The organism is Bradyrhizobium sp. Y36, from assembly GCF_002531575.1.
Lineage (GTDB): Bacteria > Pseudomonadota > Alphaproteobacteria > Rhizobiales > Xanthobacteraceae > Bradyrhizobium.
On sequence record NZ_NWTI01000004.1, the window covers coordinates 203,606 to 222,147 of the forward strand.

Annotated in this window: 15 protein-coding genes; 9 read left to right on the forward strand and 6 right to left on the reverse strand. The window is 65.5% G+C overall.

Annotated features, from left to right (window positions below):
* Positions 1-191: 191 nt before the first annotated feature.
* On the reverse strand, positions 192-1,253 hold the full coding sequence (locus CO669_RS09695) for an isocitrate/isopropylmalate dehydrogenase family protein (RefSeq protein WP_097659584.1): 1,062 nt from the start codon (positions 1,251-1,253) through the stop codon (positions 192-194).
* A gap of 173 nt (positions 1,254-1,426) precedes the next feature.
* Here CO669_RS09695 and CO669_RS09700 point away from each other — a divergent pair, with 173 nt between their 5' ends.
* Positions 1,427-2,815, forward strand: coding sequence for an MFS transporter (locus CO669_RS09700; RefSeq protein ID WP_097659585.1), 1,389 nt, complete (start codon positions 1,427-1,429; stop codon positions 2,813-2,815).
* 4 nt (positions 2,816-2,819) lie between these two features.
* On the opposite strand, the gene CO669_RS09705 is transcribed toward CO669_RS09700, so the two are convergent.
* Positions 2,820-4,442 carry a B12-binding domain-containing radical SAM protein gene (locus CO669_RS09705; RefSeq protein WP_097659586.1) on the reverse strand — a complete coding sequence of 541 codons (1,623 nt, stop codon included), beginning with the start codon at positions 4,440-4,442 and terminating at the stop codon, positions 2,820-2,822.
* Positions 4,443-4,757: 315 nt separating this feature from the next.
* On the opposite strand from CO669_RS09705, the gene CO669_RS09710 reads away from it, so the two are divergent.
* Genes CO669_RS09710 through soxA form a run of 7 tightly spaced genes read left to right on the forward strand, consistent with a single transcriptional unit; the run spans position 4,758 to position 10,748 of the window.
* Positions 4,758-5,207 carry a (2Fe-2S)-binding protein gene (locus CO669_RS09710; protein WP_198963929.1) on the forward strand — a complete coding sequence of 150 codons (450 nt, stop codon included), beginning with the start codon at positions 4,758-4,760 and terminating at the stop codon, positions 5,205-5,207.
* 12 nt (positions 5,208-5,219) lie between these two features.
* Positions 5,220-7,406: a xanthine dehydrogenase family protein molybdopterin-binding subunit gene (locus CO669_RS09715; protein ID WP_097659588.1), complete on the forward strand. Its 2,187-nt coding sequence runs from the start codon at positions 5,220-5,222 to the stop codon at positions 7,404-7,406.
* 56 nt (positions 7,407-7,462) lie between these two features.
* Entirely contained in the window at positions 7,463-8,734 is a 1,272-nt protein-coding gene (locus CO669_RS09720) for an NAD(P)/FAD-dependent oxidoreductase (RefSeq protein ID WP_097659589.1), read from the forward strand.
* On the forward strand, positions 8,727-9,179 hold the full coding sequence (gene soxX, locus CO669_RS09725) for a sulfur oxidation c-type cytochrome SoxX (protein WP_097659590.1): 453 nt from the start codon (positions 8,727-8,729) through the stop codon (positions 9,177-9,179). The genes CO669_RS09720 and soxX overlap by 8 nt, the downstream gene beginning before the upstream one ends.
* A gap of 8 nt (positions 9,180-9,187) precedes the next feature.
* Positions 9,188-9,655 carry a SoxY-related AACIE arm protein gene (locus CO669_RS09730; RefSeq protein WP_097659591.1) on the forward strand — a complete coding sequence of 156 codons (468 nt, stop codon included), beginning with the start codon at positions 9,188-9,190 and terminating at the stop codon, positions 9,653-9,655.
* Complete coding sequence (gene soxZ, locus CO669_RS09735; RefSeq protein WP_097659592.1) at positions 9,655-9,972, forward strand: thiosulfate oxidation carrier complex protein SoxZ; 318 nt, start codon at positions 9,655-9,657, stop codon at positions 9,970-9,972. The genes CO669_RS09730 and soxZ overlap by 1 nt, the downstream gene beginning before the upstream one ends.
* Positions 9,969-10,748, forward strand: coding sequence for a sulfur oxidation c-type cytochrome SoxA (gene soxA, locus CO669_RS09740; RefSeq protein WP_198963930.1), 780 nt, complete (start codon positions 9,969-9,971; stop codon positions 10,746-10,748). The genes soxZ and soxA overlap by 4 nt, the downstream gene beginning before the upstream one ends.
* 14 nt (positions 10,749-10,762) lie before the next feature.
* On the opposite strand, the gene CO669_RS09745 is transcribed toward soxA, so the two are convergent.
* The 4 genes from CO669_RS09745 to CO669_RS09760 all read right to left on the reverse strand — a co-directional run bounded on the left by CO669_RS09745 (position 10,763) and on the right by CO669_RS09760 (position 14,700).
* The gene (locus tag CO669_RS09745; protein ID WP_245444248.1) at positions 10,763-10,972 is read right to left on the reverse strand and encodes a YadA-like family protein; all 210 of its coding nucleotides are present in this window, start codon (positions 10,970-10,972) and stop codon (positions 10,763-10,765) included.
* A gap of 184 nt (positions 10,973-11,156) precedes the next feature.
* A complete protein-coding gene (locus CO669_RS09750; protein WP_097659594.1) occupies positions 11,157-12,824 on the reverse strand; it encodes a regulator in 1,668 nt (555 codons plus the stop codon).
* Positions 12,825-12,834: 10 nt separating this feature from the next.
* Positions 12,835-13,533 carry a cysteine hydrolase family protein gene (locus CO669_RS09755; RefSeq protein WP_097659595.1) on the reverse strand — a complete coding sequence of 233 codons (699 nt, stop codon included), beginning with the start codon at positions 13,531-13,533 and terminating at the stop codon, positions 12,835-12,837.
* Between the two features lie 213 nt (positions 13,534-13,746).
* On the reverse strand, positions 13,747-14,700 hold the full coding sequence (locus CO669_RS09760; protein WP_097659596.1) for a hypothetical protein: 954 nt from the start codon (positions 14,698-14,700) through the stop codon (positions 13,747-13,749).
* A gap of 166 nt (positions 14,701-14,866) precedes the next feature.
* Here CO669_RS09760 and CO669_RS09765 point away from each other — a divergent pair, with 166 nt between their 5' ends.
* Positions 14,867-18,343: an indolepyruvate ferredoxin oxidoreductase family protein gene (locus CO669_RS09765; protein WP_097659597.1), complete on the forward strand. Its 3,477-nt coding sequence runs from the start codon at positions 14,867-14,869 to the stop codon at positions 18,341-18,343.
* The last annotated feature ends 199 nt before the right edge of the window (positions 18,344-18,542 follow it).

The following is an 18,542-nucleotide window of genomic DNA, read 5'->3' on the forward strand; positions in this document are numbered from 1 at the left end:
GGAGCGTATCGCGGGTGACGAGAGCGCGCTTTGGCTCAGCCCCACGCACGCAACCGGAGCTTGGTGTTTTGCCCGACGGGCCAACCTGATCGCCGTCGCGAATGTCGCCGCGACGCGCTTTGAAAATCCCTTATGGATCAAGGGGCCGTCTACTGTGCATGGGGTTGTTTTTCGACTTTTTGCTTGGCCCCTCATCCCGCCTGCAGGATCTCCGCAATCGCCGCGCCCGCGGCGATCGTGCCGAGCTTGCCGCCGACGTCGCGTGTCGCCCGGCCCTCGCCGATCGATCTGGCCACCGCCGCCTCGATCGCACGCCCGGCCTCTTCATAGCGGACGGCGCCGCTTCTCTCGCCGTGCCAGGCCAGCAGCAGCGCAGTCGACAGGATCAGCGACACCGGATTGGCGACGTCCTGGCCTGCGATATCAGGCGCCGAGCCGTGCGCGGCCTGCGCCATGGCGTAGCGGTCGCCGACATTGAGCGAGCCGCCGAGCCCGAGGCTGCCGGAGAGCTCGGCGGTGAGATCGGACAGGATGTCGCCGAACATGTTGGTGGACACGATGACGTCGAACCGGTCAGGGTTGCGCACCACATGTGCCATCATGGCGTCGACCAGGATGTCGTCGACTGCGAGCCCGGGATAATCCTTTGCCACCGTGTGGCAGATGTCGAGGAACATGCCGTCGCCGATCTTCAGCACATTGGCCTTGTGCACGATGGTGAGGTGCTTGCGCCGCTTCATGGCGAGACTGCAGGCGGCGTGCGCGATGCGCTCGCAGCAGAGGCGCGTGATCCTTCGCAGCGAGATCACGACGTCAGGCGTGACCAGCATCTCGCCATTGCCCAGCTCCATATTGCGGTCGGCATAGAAGCCTTCGGTGTTCTCGCGGACCACGACGAGGTCGAAATCGCCGAGCCGCCCTGGCCGCCCTACATAGGTGCGCGCGGGCCTGACATTGGCGTAGAGGTCGAGGTTCTTGCGGAAGTGCCTGGACGGATTGATCTCGCCATGCGCCTCGTCCTTGAAGTCGAAGGTCGCGGTCGGTCCCAGGATGAGGCCGTCGGCGGCGCGGACGATGTCGAGCAGTTCAGGACGCACGGTCGTGCCTGACAGCTTCAGGCTGGCATGCCCGACTGCGTGCTCCTCCAGCCGCAGATTGAGCTGGAAGCGCTCGGAGGCCGCGCGCAGCACGCTCGTTGTCGCGGTCGTGATCTCGGGCCCGATGCCGTCACCCGGCAGAACGACGATTTGCATGGCGTTTCCCCCGCATTTGCAGTCGTGCCGCGATCATACGCCAGCACGCGGCCACATCGCCTTCCCTTCCCGCATACACAGCATGCAAGCAAATGCCTGTGGAAGGCGGCCCCACCGTAGTACATGCCAAACGTCCCTTTTGAGCCGCGCCGCCGGAGCCACGCGTCCAAGCAATGACAATCACGTTACCCACCTCCGCACGCGAGCCCGACCATCCCGTCGCCGATGGACTTCCGGCGGCCCAGCGCCGCTGGGCGATCACGGCGATCTTCACCGCGCTGGCGATGGCTTCGCTCGACACCGCGATCGCCAACATCGCGTTGCCCGCCATTGCCGCCGATCTGCACGTCTCGCCGGAGCGGTCGGTGTGGGTCGTCAATGTCTACCAGATCGCGCTGGTGGCAACGCTGCTGCCGCTCGGGGCGCTCGGCGAGATCGTCGGGCACCAGCGCATCTATCTCGGCGGCCTGATCCTGTTCACCATCGCCTCGCTGCTCTGCGCGGTGGCATGGTCGCTGGACAGCCTGCTGGTCGCGCGCACGCTGCAAGGCCTTGGCGCCAGCGGCATCATGAGCGTCAACACCGCGCTGGTACGCTTCGTCTATCCCGGACGGATGCTCGGCCGCGGCTTCGGCCACAACGCGCTGGTGGTCGCGACCGCCTTCACGTTCGGCCCGTCGATTGCGTCGGCCATCCTCGCGATCGGGCCGTGGCCGTGGCTGTTTGCCGTCAACATCCCCTTTGGCCTCGTCGCGATCGGCATCGGCGTTGCGATGTTGCCGAAGACGCCGCGGGCCGATCACGGCTTTGATTTTCTCGGCGCGGTCCTGGCGTCGGCCTGTCTCGGCCTGTTCATCACCGGCATCGGCAGCGCCGCGCACAATCTGTCGCCGGTGGTCGTGGGCATCGAGCTGGTCGCGGCGCTCTCGCTCGGCTTCATCCTGACGCGCCGGCACGCCAACCATCCGGCGCCGATGCTGCCAATCGACCTGTTCGCGCGGCCGATGTTCGCGCTGTCGGCAGCGACGGCCGTCTGCTCCTTCGCCGTACAGGGCCTCGCCTTCGTCTCGCTGCCGTTCTATTTGGAGGACGTGCTCGGCCGCTCGCAGGTCGAGACCGGCTTGTTCATGACGCCATGGCCGCTGGTGGTCGGCATCATGGCGCCGATCGCGGGGCGCCTGTCCGACCGCCACGCGGTCGGCCTGCTCGGCGGCATCGGCCTCGTGCTGCTCGGCCTCGGCATGGCGCTGCTCGCGATGCTGCCGTCCAATCCCGCCATTGCCGATATCATCTGGCGGATGGTGATCTGCGGCATGGGCTTCGGCTTCTTCCAGGCGCCGAACATGAAGGCGGTGATGTCGAGCGCACCGCCGCATCGCAGCGGCAGCGCTTCCGGCATCGTGGCGACCGCGCGCCTGACCGGACAGACGACGGGAGCGGCGCTCGCCGCAGCCTGCTTTGCGCTTGCCGGTCACGACGGCGCAACGCTGGCTCTGGCCCTCGGCGCCGGCTTTGCCGCGCTCGGCAGCGTGATGAGCTTTCTGCGGCTGGCGGTGAAGTAGGCTTTCAGGCCAGATGCCGGGCCACGGTCGCATCGATCGTCGCAGCGGCCGGGATGACCGCCTCGTCGTCGAGCGCGGCGAGGCGCGCATCGATGGCATCGATGACCTTGCGCGAGAACGGCCCGAGATGCGCATAGGCTGCGATCATCTGCACCGCGATGCGCGCCGACGAAGTATCGCGCTTGGCGCAGTTCATGAAGGTCTGCCACAGCGGCCCGCGCGCCTCGGGGATGGCGGTGATCACGCGATGCACGGTCTCCATGGCCCCGACCCGCGAGCGGATGTCGCCCTCCGCAAGCTCGTGACGCTGCCGCGAGCGGTCGAGCAGCGTCATCAGCTTGTCCACGCGTCCCGCATAGGCGGCCGGGCTATAGACGCGCTCCAGCACGGTCCTGTAGTCCATCAGGATATCCCGCAACGGCCGCACCGGATCGAAATTGATGCCGCTGGTGCACTGATCGCCCCCCTTCGTCGAAGCCAGATCGTGGTCCGCGTGCAGCCGTCCCTCCTTCTCCAGTCGCCGCGTCAGCTGCGTGTTCGGCAGCGCATAGAGCAGCCCGACCATGGCGACGGGGATCGCAGCCTCCTCGATGAAATCGATCATCGCCTCGGCCATCGAGACCTTCTCGTTGTCGAAGCCGACGATGAAGCCGGCGGTGACCAGCATGCCGGCCGCGTAGATCTTGTGGATGCTCTCGGCGATGTTGCGCCTGGTGTTCTGCTTCTTGCGCATCGCGACCAAGGTCGCGGGATCCGGGCTTTCGATGCCGACGAAGATGCCGAAGAAGTTGGCGGCGCCCATCAGCTCCAATAGCTCGGGATCGTCGGCGAGATTGACCGACGCTTCGGTCGACAATTCGAAAGGATAGTTGTGGGCGCGCTGCCACTCGGCGAGCCGGGGCAGGAACTGGCGCAGCGACTTCTTGTTGCCGATGAAATTGTCGTCGACGAAGTCGAGATGGCCGCGGTAGCCCATCTGGTAGAGCGTCTCGAGCTCGACGAACATCTGCTCGATCGTCTTGGTCCTCGGCACCCGGCCGTAGAGCTCGATGATGTCGCAGAACTCGCAGGTGAACGGACAACCGCGCGAATATTGCACGCCGAGATAAAGATAATCCTCGAACCTCAGGAGGTCGAAGCGCGGCACCGGCGTCCTGGTGACGTCGGCCTGGAATTTCGGCGCCGTGAAGACGCCCGAGCGTGCTCCACCCTCCCAGGCCGCGATAAACTCGTCGATGACGCTCTCGGCCTCGCCCAGCACCCGGAAGTCGGCCTTCTCGTAGACGTGCGGGCTGGAGGTCGGATCGGGACCGCCGACGACGACCGGCTTGCCGACCGCGCGGCACTGCTCGATCAGGCGCAGCGTGTCGGCCTGCTGCGGCAACATGCCGCCGGTGAAGACGACATCGGCCCAGGCGAGATCCTCGTCACCGAACGCTTGCGTATTGCAGTCGATCAGCCGGACGGTCCAGCTCGAAGGCAACATCGCGGCGACCGTGATCAGGCCGAGCGGGGCCGCGGGCCGCCGAACGCCCATCAACTTGCAGGATTCGCCGAAGCTCCAGAACGACTCCGCCGTGAACAGCGGATAGAGCATCAGCACATTGCAGGGGCTCGGCACGATCATGGAACTCCTCTGTCGCCGCCCCAGTGTAGCAAAGCATCGCCGCGTTGCATCCCGACAATGGTGGCAAACTCGCCGATAGGTGCGCCGGGAACAATTCGGGGCGTCGCCTCAGACGGCATCCTGGCGGAGCGAGAGAAGGAGGATCTCGCTCGGGCCGGGCTCGTTTCGGCCGTGACCCCGCTCGCCCCGTCATCTTCCCACGCCGCGAAAATATTCGGCAGCCACCCCTCGGACTGTTGATTTGAACAGTTCCAGTTTGCCGGACACATTGCGCCCTGAGTTCAATCGGTGGATTGGGCCAATCAGGGGACTGCGATGGCAAACCTAACAATCAACGGAAAAACCTTCACTCTCGACGTCGAGCCGGATACGCCGCTGCTCTGGGCGATCCGCGAGAATGCCGGCCTGACCGGCACCAAATACGGTTGCGGCATTGCACAATGCGGCGCCTGCACCGTTCACATCGAGGGCGTTGCCACCCGATCCTGCGGCGTCTCGGTCAGCGAGGCCGCTGGCAAGCGGATCACGACCATCGAAGGGCTCGCGAACGGCGGCGCGCTGCACAAGGTGCAGGAGGCCTGGATCGCCCAGGACGTGCCGCAATGCGGCTATTGCCAGAGCGGCATGATCATGGCGGTGGCGGCGCTCTTGAGTGAGAAGCCGAAACCGACCGACGCCGATATCGACGAAGCCATCACCAACATCTGCCGCTGCGGCACCTTCCAGCAGGTGCGCGAAGCGATCCACACGATCGCAAGCGCCTAAAGGAGCCGCCCCATGAACAAGCACGTCTCTCCCAAGATGAACCGCCGTGCCTTCGTCATCGGCAGCGCCACACTGGGCGCTGGCCTTGCCATCGGCCTCGACATCCCCTTCGGCGGCCCTGCCGTGGTCCGCGCCGCCGATGGCTCGCCGGAAATCGGCGCATGGGTCGTGGTCAGGCCCGACGACACCGTGGTGATCCGCATCGCCCGCTCCGAGATGGGCCAGGGCTCGCTGACGGGCCTTGCCCAGCTCGTCGCCGAGGAACTCGAATGCGACTGGACCAAGGTCACGACCGAATATCCGACACCCGGCCAGAGCGTGGCGCGCAAGCGCGTCTGGGGCGATTTCTCCACCGGCGGCAGCCGCGGCATCCGCTCCTCGCAGGACTACGTCCGCAAGGGCGGCGCCACCGCGCGCGTGATGCTGATCCAGGCCGCCGCCGAAGGATGGAAAGTGCCGGCTTCCGAATGCACTGTGGCCAACAGCGTCATCACCCATACGCCAACGGCCAGGACCACAACCTACGGCAAGGTCGCCGAGGCTGCGGCGAAACTGACGCCGCCTTCGGACGTCAAGCTGAAGGATCCGAAGGATTGGAAGCTGATCGGCAAGGGCGTGAAGCGGCTCGACACCGTGGACAAGACCACAGGCGCCATGATCTACGGCGCCGACGTCAAGCTGCCGGACATGCTGAATGCCGCGATCAAGGATTGCCCGGTGTTCGGCGGCAAGCTGAAGAGCTATGACGAAGCCAAGATCACCGGCATGAAAGGCGTCAAGAAGGTCGTCAAGGTCGGCGACACCGCCGTCGCCGTGGTCGCCGACACCTGGTGGCACGCCAAGACCGCGCTGGAGGCATTGCCGATCGTCTGGGACGAAGGCGACAACGCAAAGGTCTCCAGCGAGTCGATCGCGAAATGGCTGGCGGAAGGCCTCAACAACGATCAGCCGGCCTATGTCGGCAACAAGAACGGTGACGCCAAGGCGGCGATTGCGAGTGCGGCGAAGAAGGTCGAGGCCGTCTACTCCTATCCCTACCAGAACCATGCCACGATGGAGCCGATGAACGCCACCGCGCTCTACACGGCGGACAAATGCGAGGTCTGGTGCGGCACGCAGAACGGCGAAGCGGCGTTCGCCGCGGTGCTGGAGGCCTCTGGCCTGCCGGCCGACAAGTGCGACGTCCACAAGGTGATGTTGGGCGGCGGCTTCGGCCGTCGCGGCCAGACCGACTATGTCCGCCAGGCCGTGATGATCGCCAAGCAGATGCCGGGCACACCGATCAAGCTGTTGTGGTCGCGTGAAGAGGACATGGCGCACGGGAGATATCACCCGATCACCCAGTGCAAGATGACCGGCGCGTTCGATGCCGACAACAATCTGGTCGCGCTGCACTACCGCCTGTCCGGGCAGTCGATCCTGTTCTCGCTGCGCCCCGAAGCGCTGCAGAACGGCATGGACCCCGCGGCCTTCCAGGGCGTCGCCCAATCGGGTGAGGCCGCGTTCGGCTATTCGGTGCCGAACCTGCTGGTCGAGCACGCCATGCGCAATCCGCACGTTCCGCCGGGCTTCTGGCGCGGCGTCAACGTCAATCACAATGCGATCTACATGGAATGCTTCATGGACGAGCTCGCCCAGGCCGCAGGCCAGGACCCGCTCGAGTTCCGCCGTAGGCTGATGGGCAAACATCCCAAGCACCTCGCGGTGCTCAATGCGGTCGCCGAGAAGATCGGCTGGGACACGCCGGCGCCGCAGGGCGCCTATCGCGGCATCGCCCAGGTCATGGGCTATGGCAGCTATGTCGCCGGCGCCGCCGAGATCTCGGTGACCGACGGCAGCAAAATCAAGGTGCATCGCATCGTCGCCTCCACCGATCCCGGCTATGTCGTCAATCCGGCACAGGTGGAGCGGCAGATCGCGGGCTCCTTCGTCTATGGTCTGTCCGCGCTGTTCTACGGCGGCTGCACCGTCAAGGACGGCAAGATCGAGCAAACCAACTTCGACACCTACAATTCGATGCGCATCGGCGAAATGCCGAAAGTGGAATCGGTGATGGTGCCGAGCGGCGGGTTCTGGGGCGGCGTCGGCGAACCCACCATCGGCGTTGCGGCGCCGGCGGTGCTCAACGCGTATTTCGCCGCGACCGGCAAACGCATCCGCTCGGTGCCGCTGCGCGACCAGAACATCACCTTCGCCTGAGAAACGCCGCAGCGGCCACGACGGCCGTTGCGGCACACCTTTTTCGGACACGACTCATGAATGTGCCGGTGACACGGCGGAATGCCGTTCTCGGCATCACCGCTGCGGCCACATCGCTCGCCACACCTTCGATCCTGCGTGCGCAATCGGCAGGCCGCATCGTCGTGGTCGGCGGCGGCTTCGGTGGCGCGGCCTGCGCGCGTGCGCTCAAGCGCGCCGATGCGAAACTGGAGGTTACGCTGATCGAGCCGAACAAGATCTTCACCTCATGCCCGTTCAGCAACGAGGTGATCGCTGGCCTGCGCGAGATGGAGACGCAGCATTTCGGCTATGACAAGCTCGCCGCCGACGGCATCACCGTGATCGGCCAGGCGGCCGCGACGATCGAGCCGCAGCAGCGAAGCGTCACGACGGCCGATCGCACAGTGTTGACCTATGATCGTCTCGTGCTCTCGCCCGGCATCGACTTCCATGGCGAAGCCCTGCCCGGCTACGACGACGCCGCATCGGAGAAGATGCCGCACGCCTGGAAGGCCGGCGCACAGACACTGCTGCTGCGCCGGCAGTTGGAAGCGATGGCCGATGGCGGCACGGTCGTCATTGCAATCCCGGCCAATCCCTCGCGCTGCCCGCCCGCACCTTACGAGCGCGCCAGCCTGATCGCGCATTATCTGAAGATGAACAAGCCGCGTTCGAAGGTACTGGTCCTCGACGCCAAGGACAATTTTTCCCAGCAGCGGCTGTTCGAGAAGGCGTGGAAAGAGCTCTACGGCGACATGATCGAGCGCATCGGCCTGTCGCAAGGCGGCCGCGTGACCTCGGTCGATGCGGCGACCATGACCATCGTCACCGAGTTCGGCAATTACACGCCTGACGTCGCCAACGTCATCCCGCCGCAGCGCGCAGGCCGCATCGCCGAAATCGCGGGCGCTGCGGACGCAACCGGCTGGTGTCCGATCGATCCCGTGACGTTCGAGTCAAAACTCGTCAAGAACATCCATGTCATCGGCGATGCCTGCCTTGGCGGCGGCATTCCCAAATCGGCGTCGGCCGCAAGCGGGCAAGGCAAGGCCTGCGCCGCGGCCATTGCGAGTCTCCTTGCCGGCCGCGCCCCCGAGGCGCCGCGGCTCACCGGCGTCTGCTACAACATCGTTGCCCCCGGTTACGGGTTTTCACTCGCCGGCAATTACCAGCCGAAGGGTGACATCTTCGCCGAGGTCGAGGGCGGCGCCACCAGTCCGGTCGATGCCCCGCGCGAATTGCGCGCCCGCGAAGCGAATGAGGCGGAGCGCTGGTTTCAAACCATCACGGCGGACACCTTTGGCTAGAGCGCCCGTCCATATCGCTGCGCTGATCGCCGCAAGTCTCGCTCTTTCGTGGGCTGCGAGCGCGGAAGAGCTTGTCCCCTACAAGATCGCCGGCGATGGAATTCCAATCTCACTCACCGGCGCGCCCGGCGAGGCTGCGCGCGGACGCGCGCTGGTGCTCGCGCGCACCACGACCTGTATCCTCTGTCATTCCGGCCCGTTCCCTGAAACACGGTTCCAGGGCGACCTCGCGCCCGACCTCACCGGGGTCGGGAACCGATGGACGGCGAGTCAGTTGCGGCTTCGACTGGTCGATGCGTCGCGATTCAACGCCCAAACCATCATGCCATCCTATTATCGCAACGAACGCCTCGTGCGGGTGGGCCGCAATTTCGCCGGCAAGCCGATCTTGTCGGCTGCGGAGATCGAGGACATCGTGGCCTTTCTTGCAACGCTTCGCGACTAGGACTGTTCATGCCAACCACGCGACGACAATTTTTGAACCTTGCCGGAGGCGTGACGGTCGCCGGGACCGTCCCCATCGTCACCCTGCGTCCGCTCCGAGCGACACCAGCGATGCTCAACACTGCGATCCGCAACGTCGTCGGCGAAGCGCCAATTCGCACCGGCAAGGTGAAGCTCGACATTCCGCCGCTGGTCGAGAACGGAAACACCGTGCCGATGACGGTGAGCGTCGCAAGCCCGATGACGGCCGACGACCACGTCAAGAGCATCCACGTCTTCAACGAGAAGAACCCGCAGCCGAACATCGGCAATTTCTATCTCACTCCCTCCTCCGGCCGGGCCCAGGTCTCGACCCGGATCCGGCTCGCCGACACCCAGAAGGTGGTCGCGATTGCCCGCCTCTCTGACGACACCTTCTGGCAGGTTGCCGCCGACGTCGTCGTGACGCTGGCCGCCTGCACCGAGGAGATGAACTGATGGCCGCGCTCATCAACGTTCCCGCCAAGGCCAAACGCGGCGATGTCATCGAACTCCGCGCACTGACCTCGCACATCATGGAGACAGGCTTCCGCCATACCGTGGACGGCAAGCTCGTGCCGCGCGATATCATCACGAGTTTCACCTGCCGCTACAATGGCGCCGAGATCTTTCGCGCCGACCTCTTTCCGGCGATCGCCGCGAATCCATACTTGTCCTTCTTCACCGTGGCCAAGGAGAGCGGCAAGTTCGAGTTCGAATGGATCGGCGACAACGGCTATTCGTCCACCGCATCGGCCTCGATCACCGTCGAATGAGCGTTTGGCGCGCGATAGCGGCGGCCGCACTGTTCGCCGCGGCCCCGGCCCTGCTCGCCGGCGAGATTCCGCCCGATGGGCGCCGGTCCGGCTATTCCTTCATGGGGCCGGAGACGCGCGCGATGCAGGATGACGACACCTCAAATCCCGGCATGCTGTTCGTGCTCGACGGCGAGGCGTTGTGGGCCAAGAAGGCCGGCAGCGCGGAGAAAGCCTGCGCGGATTGCCATGGCGATGCGCGCGGCAGCATGAAGGGGGTCGCGGCGCGCTACCCGGCCATCGACAAGGCGCTCGGCCGTCCTGTCACGCTCGACCAGCGGATCAACCTCTGCCGGTCCAATCACCAGCAGGCCACGCCTCTGCCTTACGAGAGCCGCGACCTCCTGGCGCTCTCCGCTTTCGTCGCCCATCAATCGCGCGGTGTCGCCATCACCGCTGGCGACGATCCCCAGGCAAGGCCGTTCGTCGAGCAAGGCCGCGACCTCTTCATGCGGCGGGAGGGCCAACTCAACCTCGCCTGCAGCAATTGCCACGACGACAATTTCGACAGGCGCCTCGCGGGCGCGCCCATCACGCAAGCACAACCGACCGGCTATCCGCTCTACCGCCTGGAATGGCAGACGCTGGGTTCGCTGGAGCGACGGCTGCGCAGCTGCATGAGCGGCGTGCGCGCCCAGGCCTATGATTACGGCTCGCCTGAGCTGGTCGCGCTCGAGCTCTATCTGATGTCGCGAGCACACGGCCTGCCGATGGAGACGCCGGCCGTACGGCCCTGATCCGATCCGTGCGCTCACCACCCCACGCGCAGTCCAACGCGTCCGCCGGCGACCCGCTGGTCGGGTCCATAGCCGATTCCACCGTTGAACTGCGTGTTCCGATTGAGGCGGAGTGCCGCATTGAGCGCAAGACCATTGGCCCGCTCGAAGGTGCCGTAGTTCATCGTCACGGCGAAGGTCTCGTCCGGCAGCAGCGTGGGCACGCCGGCCATGGCAAAGGCCATGGCGACGCCGCTGGTGGCCTTGCTGGTCCGGCTGCCGAGGTCGTCGAGACGGCCGTTGATGCTGGCCCGGAGCTATTCCGCGAATGGATCAATCAGCTGGGTTGACTTGCCTGCGCGCGCGGCCCGGAAAGAAAGTGGCCGGGCGACATCATGCCCCCCGGCCACTATCTCTGCTCGGCTTCTTCTACTCCGCAGGTGCGGCCGACATTTCCGGATGCGCGGCATAGTGCTCGCTGGCGCCGAGCTTGCCGGCCGCGAACAGGCCGGCGGCCATCGCGGCGTAAGCCAGAGCGACCGCCGGCGTCACGCCGAAGCCAGCGCCGATGCCGACGGCCTCGCCATGCATGAAGCCGAAATAGGTCAGCACCGCACCGACCAGCGCGAAGGCGGATGCCTTCTCGAAATCGCGCTCGATGATGAAGACGCCGATCGCACCCAGGATGAGGCCGCCGAGGATGGAGCCGCCACCCATCACCTCGAGGCCGTGATAGAACACGCCCTGCTGTGGCAGCGCAGCGATCGCCGCAGCCTTCACGGCGTCGGCCTTGTCGGCGGCCATGCCGCCGACACTCGCCGCCGCGTTCATGGTCGAACCCAGCATGGTGTCGATCTGCAGCTTGGCCCAGGCGGCCAGATGCGGCGTCAACGCCAGCACGATCGCGGGCGCGTGCTTCACTGGCGTGGTTTGGAACGCCTGGGCACCGATCAGCATGCCGATGTAGAGCAGGATCGGCGAGATCGCGACGACGGGCACGAGTGCCAGCAGCACCGAGATGATGCCGAACCAGGCCAGCACGATCACCATGAGGCCGGTTGCAGCGGAGTAGCCGATGCGGCCGCCCATCGCCTTCCAGCCGGGATGGCCGATATAGACGGCGTTGATGAAGGGGTTGCCCATCAGGCAGCCGATCAGGCTGACGACGCCGTCGGCGGTGAGCACGCGCGTGGTCGGATATTCGTCGCCGGCGGCTTCCGCGCTCTCGACATTGTCCATGGCCTCGACGAGGTCGTAGATGCCGAACGGAATGGCGGTGACGAGGATGATGCCGAGGAATTCGAAGCCGGAGAAGACGTAGCCCACCGCCGGAATCGGCACCGAGAAGCCGAAATTCGCGAAGGCATCACCGACACCCTTGATGCTCAATCCACCGAGATCGAGGCCGAACAGGTTCGAGCCCCAGGCGATGATCATGCCGGCCGCGATCGCGACGAGGCCTGCGGGAATGCCGCGCCAATATTTTACGCCGCCGAACCAGCTCACCAGAATGATGGCGAAGCAGACCAGACCAATCTGCGGCGTCATGTACATCTCGAGCGCCGGCCGCATCGAGATGAAGGTGACGGAGACGCCGGCCAGCGTGCCGAGCAGCGCCGCGCGCGGCGTGATCTTGCGGATGAACGGCGCGATGAAGCCGCCGATCATCAGGATGAAGCTCTGGAAGAACACCCAGACGAGGCCCGCCGACCACCCCTTCAGCGGATCGCCTGTCTTGATCGTGATCGGCAGCATGATCACGAAGGTGACGATGAACATGTGCGGCACGCTGACGCCTGACGGCAGCGCGCAGACGTCGTCGCGGCCGGTCTTCTGCGCGAGCCGATAGGCAAGGTAGGCGTAGTAGAAGGTCGACAGGCACATCATCAGCCCGAGCGCGGGCAGGATGCGGCCGAAGACGAGGCTGTCAGGCATCTTCAGGACGAAGCGCAGCAGGCCCGTGAGCACCAGCATGTTGACGAGGATGTTGGTGCCGAAGCCGAAAAACGCGTTCCAGTCGCCCGATGTCCATAGTGCCGGCTTAAAAGCGGACTTGTTCAGATCAGAACTGCCGGCCGTCCCCGTCAATGTGCTCATGATAACGCCCCTATGTGGTCGAAACCTTCATTGCCTCCAGAACTGCGGCTGAATCCGCGACCCAGCCGAAGATGCCGCCCTGGGCCTTGATCATCTTCAGGCCCATCTCGTGAAACTCGGGGAAGTAGGACGCGCAGCCGTCGGAGATGACGACGCAGCGATAGCCGCGGTCATTGGCCTCGCGCACCGTGGTGTTGACGCACACTTCGGTGGTGACGCCGCACACCAGGAGATTCTCGATGCCGTATTTCTCCAGCACGTCCGTGAGCTCGGTGGCGTAGAACGCGCCCTTGCCGGGCTTGTCGATCACGATCTCGCTGTCGAGCGGATAGAGCTCGGGGATGATGTTGTGGCCGGCTTCGCCGCGGATAAGAATGCGCCCCATCGGGCCGGGATCGCCGATGCGCAAGGACGGCGCGCCGCGTTCGACCTTTGCGGGCGGCGCGTCGGAGAGATCGGGCAGATGGCCCTCGCGGGTGTGGATCACCAGCATGCCGGTGTCGCGCGCCGCCTTCAGCACCTCGCCGATCGGCTTCACCGCGCGCGCGAGCTGGCCGACGTCGTTGCCGAGCGTCTCGCCGAAGCCGCCGGGCTCCATGAAGTCGCGCTGCATGTCGATGATGAGAAGCGCGGTGGCGGGCCAGTCGAGCTTGATCGGCTCAGGCTCGGCGCCGATGACGCCCCATGTCCGCTTGCTCGAGTCCAGCATGACGCCCGCCCCTCGCGAGAACTCTCTTGGCCAGAGTTCTGCAAGCGGCGTGCCATTGTGTACAATTGCGACGGAGCGCCAGTCGCGAGGGAATTCGTTGTGCGGTCAGAAACTTACGCCGGAGATCGGCGCCTGCTCATTCGCTGTGCGACGGCTTCGCGAAGGGCATTTGCCTAAGGGATGGGCGGTCTCGCGCATGGCGACACCTTGCGGCTACCGCCCCGCTCCATGGAGCTGCCGATACTCCTCCTCATACGGCGCGTAGGAATCCTTCAGCGTCGCCATGTTGAGCAGCATGGTCGCGACCACCGCGCCGGCCTTGTCGAACACGCGCGTCCTGGCCCAGGCGCTTTCGGTGCGGCGACTGCCGGAGAGCGCGACCACCTCGCGCTCGACCTCGTACTCCTCACCCTCGAACAGCGGCCCCTTCACCAGCCGGATCTCCTGGTCGGCGAACAAGCCGACGGCCGGGCCCTTGGTCGGCAGCGGATCCTCCTTGGAGCGGTACTGGAACAGCACGCTCAGCATCTCCATCGGGATGATGGGCCTGCGCCAGGGATTGTCGGCGCTGGAATAATAAGGCGAGTTCTCGGTGATGACGGCGAGCTTCTGCCTGAGGGAGAACGGATAGAGGTCGCCCATGTTCTGGTCGAACGCCATGCGCACCGTCTGCCGCTTGCTGGTATGGGCCACCTTCACGTCGCGCAGGATCACGGGGTCGGTGAGCGGTTTCAGTTCGCCGAGGCGCGCCTCGAGTGCGGTCGCGGCGTGCGGTTCACCGACCGAAGCCGTGCCGCGCAGCACCTCGGTGCCATCGCGCTTGACCATCTGGATCTGGCACTGGCGCGTCGCAGGCAGCGGCTTCGACAGGATCGCCTGCACCTCCTCGCCCTCGTAGCAGACGCTGCGATAATGCGCGGAGAGACAGCCGCTCTCGAACCAGGCCTGTCCCCACAGCCGCGCACCGAGTGGGGCAAACTGGCTGAAATGCGTCGGTCCCTCGATGGTGCCCCCCTCGAAGCCGAGCTTCTGCGCGGTCGCGTCGTCGTGGATGGAGGCGTGCGCATCGTAGGTTTGCGCCTGAAGCATCTGGCGCGGCTGCCGCCACGGGCCGATCAGCGACTCGGCCGTCTCGGTGATTTCAGTCTCGAACGCGTTTGCAGCCATTGGTGTCCTCCACAGACAGCCATGACTAGCAGGAGCGCCACGGATGCGGCTAGCCGTATTGACTTCGCCCACCCATGCTTTTGACTGCAACCATCCGCTTCGCAAGCCGCCTCTCTTTCCGCGGCGCAAAATCCCCGCCAGACCGAGAAGAACAAGGACCTTCGAAATGACGCTGTTGCAGGTCGAGCTGGACGACAAATATCGGCTCGAATCCAAGCGGATCTTCCTCTCCGGCACGCAGGCCCTGGTGCGATTGCCCATGCTGCAGCGCGAACGCGACCGGCTTCAGGGGCTCAACACCGGCGGCTTCATCTCCGGCTATCGCGGCTCCCCGCTTGGCATGTACGATCACGCGCTATGGCGCGCGAAGTCGCACCTCCAGCAGCACGACATCGCCTTCGTCCCCGGCCTGAACGAGGATCTGGCGGCGACCGCGGTCTGGGGCAGCCAGCAGGTCGGCCTGTTCCCCGGCGCCAAGGTCGATGGCGTGTTCGGCATCTGGTACGGCAAGGGCCCGGGCGTCGACCGCTCGGTCGATGCGCTCAAGCACGCCAATGCGGCCGGCACTTCGCGCAATGGCGGCGTGCTGGCGCTCGCCGGCGACGACCATGGCTGCCAGTCCTCGACGCTGGCGCATCAGAGCGAGCAGGTGTTCGCCGCCGCCCTGATCCCCGTGATCAATCCGGCGACGCTGCAGGACTATCTCGATCTCGGCCTCTACGGTTTTGCGCTATCGCGCTTCTCCGGCTGCTGGGTCGGCTTCAAGGCGATCAGCGAGACCGTGGAAAGCTCCGCGTCGATCGACAGCGACCCTGAGCGCATCAAGATCGTCATTCCCGATGATTTCGAGATGCCGCCCGGCGGCCTCAACATCCGCTGGCCCGATCCGCCGCTCGAGGCCGAGAAGCGCCTGTTCGGGCCGAAGATGGCCGCGGTGCAAGCCTTTGCCCGCGCCAACCAGCTCGACCGCATCGTGCTCGATTCAAAGCCGGCAAGGCTTGGCATCGTCGCGACCGGCAAGGCCTATCTCGATCTGCGCCAGGCGCTGGCTGACTTGGGGATCACCGACAAGGACGCGCAGGATCTCGGCCTTCGCATATACAAGGTCGCGCTGACCTGGCCGTTGGACGAGAGCGGCGCCAAGCGCTTCGCCGAAGGGCTTCAGGACGTGCTCGTGGTCGAGGAGAAGCGCGGCTTCATCGAAGACCAGCTGATGCGCATCCTCTACAACATCGATGCCTCGAAGCGCCCGACCGTCACCGGCAAGCGCGACGAGCGCGGCGCGCCGCTGCTGCCGAGCGAGGGCGAGCTGACCCCGACCATCGTCGCCGGCGCCGTGGTGGCGCGCTTGCGCAAGCTCGGCCATCACAGCCCGGTGCTGGAGCAGCGCCTCGCCCGGCTCGAGGCTTTCGACAATCCCGTCACCGCCACCACGCAGATCAAGCTCGCGCGCACGCCGTTCTTCTGCTCGGGCTGCCCGCACAACACCTCGACGCGCGTGCCCGAGGGCAGCCGCGCCATGGCCGGCATCGGCTGCCACGGCATGGCCCTGAGCATGCCGACCCGCCGCACCGACCTGATCTCGCATATGGGCGCGGAGGGCGTGAACTGGATCGGCCAGTCGCCCTTCACCAGCGAGAAGCACATCTTCCAGAATCTCGGCGACGGCACCTACACGCATTCCGGGCTTCTCGCCCTTCGTGCGGCATCGGCCGCCGGCATCAACATCACCTACAAGATCCTCTACAACGACGCCGTGGCGATGACCGGCGGCCAGCCGGCGGAAGGCGCCTTCAACGTCGCACAGATTGCGCATCAGGTCTGGGCCGAGGGCGTCAAGCGGCTCGCGATCGTCTCGGACGATCCCGCGAAATATCCTGAAGGCAATTACTTCCCGCAAGGCGCGACCATCCACCACCGCCGCGAGCTCGACGCCGTGCAGCGCGAGCTGCGCGACATCAGCGGCCTCACGGCCATCATCTACGATCAGACCTGCGCCGCGGAAAAGCGCCGCCGCCGCAAGCGCGGGCTCTATCCCGATCCCGCCAAGCGCGCCTTCATCAACGAGCTGGTCTGCGAAGGCTGCGGCGATTGCTCGCAGGCCTCCAACTGCGTCTCGGTGCAGCCGCTGGAAACCGAGTTCGGCCGCAAGCGCCAGATCGACCAGTCGAACTGCAACAAGGACTTTTCCTGCGTCGAGGGCTTCTGCCCGAGCTTCGTCACCGTGCATGGCGGCACGCTCAAGCGCATGAAGACCTCGGCGGTGGATTCCGGCCAGCTCTTCGCCGACCTGCCGCTGCCGCCCGCACGTGAGCTTGACGGCCCCTACAACATCCTCGTCACCGGCATCGGCGGCACCGGCGTCATCACCATCGGGGCCCTGCTCGGCATGGCCGCCCATGTCGACGGCCGCGGCTGCTCGGCGCTGGATTTCACCGGCCTGTCGCAGAAGAACGGCGCGGTGATGAGCCATGTCCGCATCGCACCGAAGCCGGAGGATATCTCGGCGGTCCGCATCACGACCGGCGGCGCCGACGTCATCCTCGGCTGCGACATGATCGTCTCGGCAGGTCCCTCCGCGCTCAGCCGCGCCGAGCGTGGCGTGACCAGGGCCTACATCAACGCCGACCTGCAGCCGACCGCGAGCTTCGTGCAGAATCCCGATCTCGACTTCGAGATGGGCACGATGCAGACCGTGCTGCGCGACGCCATCGGCGACAACAACCTCGACATCATCGACGCCACCGGCATTGCCGCCGCATTGATGGGCGACAGCATCGCGACCAATCCCTTCATGCTCGGCTTTGCTTTCCAGAAGGGCGCGATCCCGCTGTCGCTGGAGGCCCTGCTCCGTGCCATCGAGATCAACGGCGCCGCGATCGAGATGAACAAGCTCGCCTTCACCTGGGGCCGCCTCGCCGCCCACGACATGGCGCGGGTGCGCAGCGTGCTGCAATTCAAGAACAGGGCCGCCGCACCGACCAAGTCGCTCGACGATATCATTGCGACCCGCGCGGAATTCCTGACCTCCTATCAGGACAAGGCTTACGCCGACCGCTATCTCGCGGCCGTCGCCAAGGTGCGCAAGGCCGAGAGGGCGGCTTCGCCGGCGTCCACGGAGCTGTCCGAAGCCGTCGCGAAAAACCTGTTCAAGCTGATGTCCTACAAGGACGAATACGAGGTCGCGCGGCTCTACACCGACGGCAGCTTTGCCAAGAAGGTGTCGGAAAAGTTCGATGGTGACTTCACGCTGAAGTACCACCTCGCGCCGCCGATCTTCGCCAAACGCGACAAGACGACAGGCCGACTTCAGAAACAGGAGTTCGGCGGCTGGATGCTCCACGCCTTCCGCGTTCTTGCCAGGCTCAAGTTCCTGCGGGGCGGCGCGTTCGATCCGTTCGGCGGCACCGAGGAGCGCCGGACCGAGCGCAAATTGGTTGCGGATTATCTGGCGATGATCGATCAGCGCACCGCCGGGCTGAAGGCCGAACAGATCCCGCTGCTGGCAAGGCTCGCCCGCGTGCCGGAGACGATCCGCGGCTTCGGCCACGTCAAGGAAGCCAACGTCAAATTGGCGGCAGCCGAGAAGGCGCGGCTGGAGGCTGAGCTGGAGAACAGCCGCTTTGCGGCGGCAGCGGAGTAGCAGTTGGGCGCGAGCCTCTCTCCCCGTCATTGCGAGGAGCTCTTGCGACGAAGCAATCTAGACTCTTTCCACGGAGGCAGCCTGGATTGCTTCGCTACGCCCGCAATGACGGTGATTGTGGGGCGCGCTCGCCCAGCACCCGGTGTCATCGCCCGGCTTGACCGGGCGATCCAGTACTCCGAAACAGCTGTGGTTGAAT

Bases quoted from the DNA above. Each gene is read 5' to 3' on its own strand.
- CO669_RS09695 (WP_097659584.1), bottom strand. From the start codon at position 1,253: ATGCAAATCGTCGTTCTGCCGGGTGACGGCATCGGGCCCGAGATCACG.
- CO669_RS09700 (WP_097659585.1), top strand. From the start codon at position 1,427: ATGACAATCACGTTACCCACCTCCGCACGCGAGCCCGACCATCCCGTC.
- CO669_RS09705 (WP_097659586.1), bottom strand. From the start codon at position 4,442: ATGATCGTGCCGAGCCCCTGCAATGTGCTGATGCTCTATCCGCTGTTC.
- CO669_RS09710 (WP_198963929.1), top strand. From the start codon at position 4,758: ATGGCAAACCTAACAATCAACGGAAAAACCTTCACTCTCGACGTCGAG.
- CO669_RS09715 (WP_097659588.1), top strand. From the start codon at position 5,220: ATGAACAAGCACGTCTCTCCCAAGATGAACCGCCGTGCCTTCGTCATC.
- CO669_RS09720 (WP_097659589.1), top strand. From the start codon at position 7,463: ATGAATGTGCCGGTGACACGGCGGAATGCCGTTCTCGGCATCACCGCT.
- CO669_RS09730 (WP_097659591.1), top strand. From the start codon at position 9,188: ATGCCAACCACGCGACGACAATTTTTGAACCTTGCCGGAGGCGTGACG.
- soxZ (WP_097659592.1), top strand. From the start codon at position 9,655: ATGGCCGCGCTCATCAACGTTCCCGCCAAGGCCAAACGCGGCGATGTC.
- soxA (WP_198963930.1), top strand. From the start codon at position 9,969: ATGAGCGTTTGGCGCGCGATAGCGGCGGCCGCACTGTTCGCCGCGGCC.
- CO669_RS09745 (WP_245444248.1), bottom strand. From the start codon at position 10,972: ATGGCCTTTGCCATGGCCGGCGTGCCCACGCTGCTGCCGGACGAGACC.
- CO669_RS09750 (WP_097659594.1), bottom strand. From the start codon at position 12,824: ATGAGCACATTGACGGGGACGGCCGGCAGTTCTGATCTGAACAAGTCC.
- CO669_RS09755 (WP_097659595.1), bottom strand. From the start codon at position 13,533: ATGCTGGACTCGAGCAAGCGGACATGGGGCGTCATCGGCGCCGAGCCT.
- CO669_RS09760 (WP_097659596.1), bottom strand. From the start codon at position 14,700: ATGGCTGCAAACGCGTTCGAGACTGAAATCACCGAGACGGCCGAGTCG.
- CO669_RS09765 (WP_097659597.1), top strand. From the start codon at position 14,867: ATGACGCTGTTGCAGGTCGAGCTGGACGACAAATATCGGCTCGAATCC.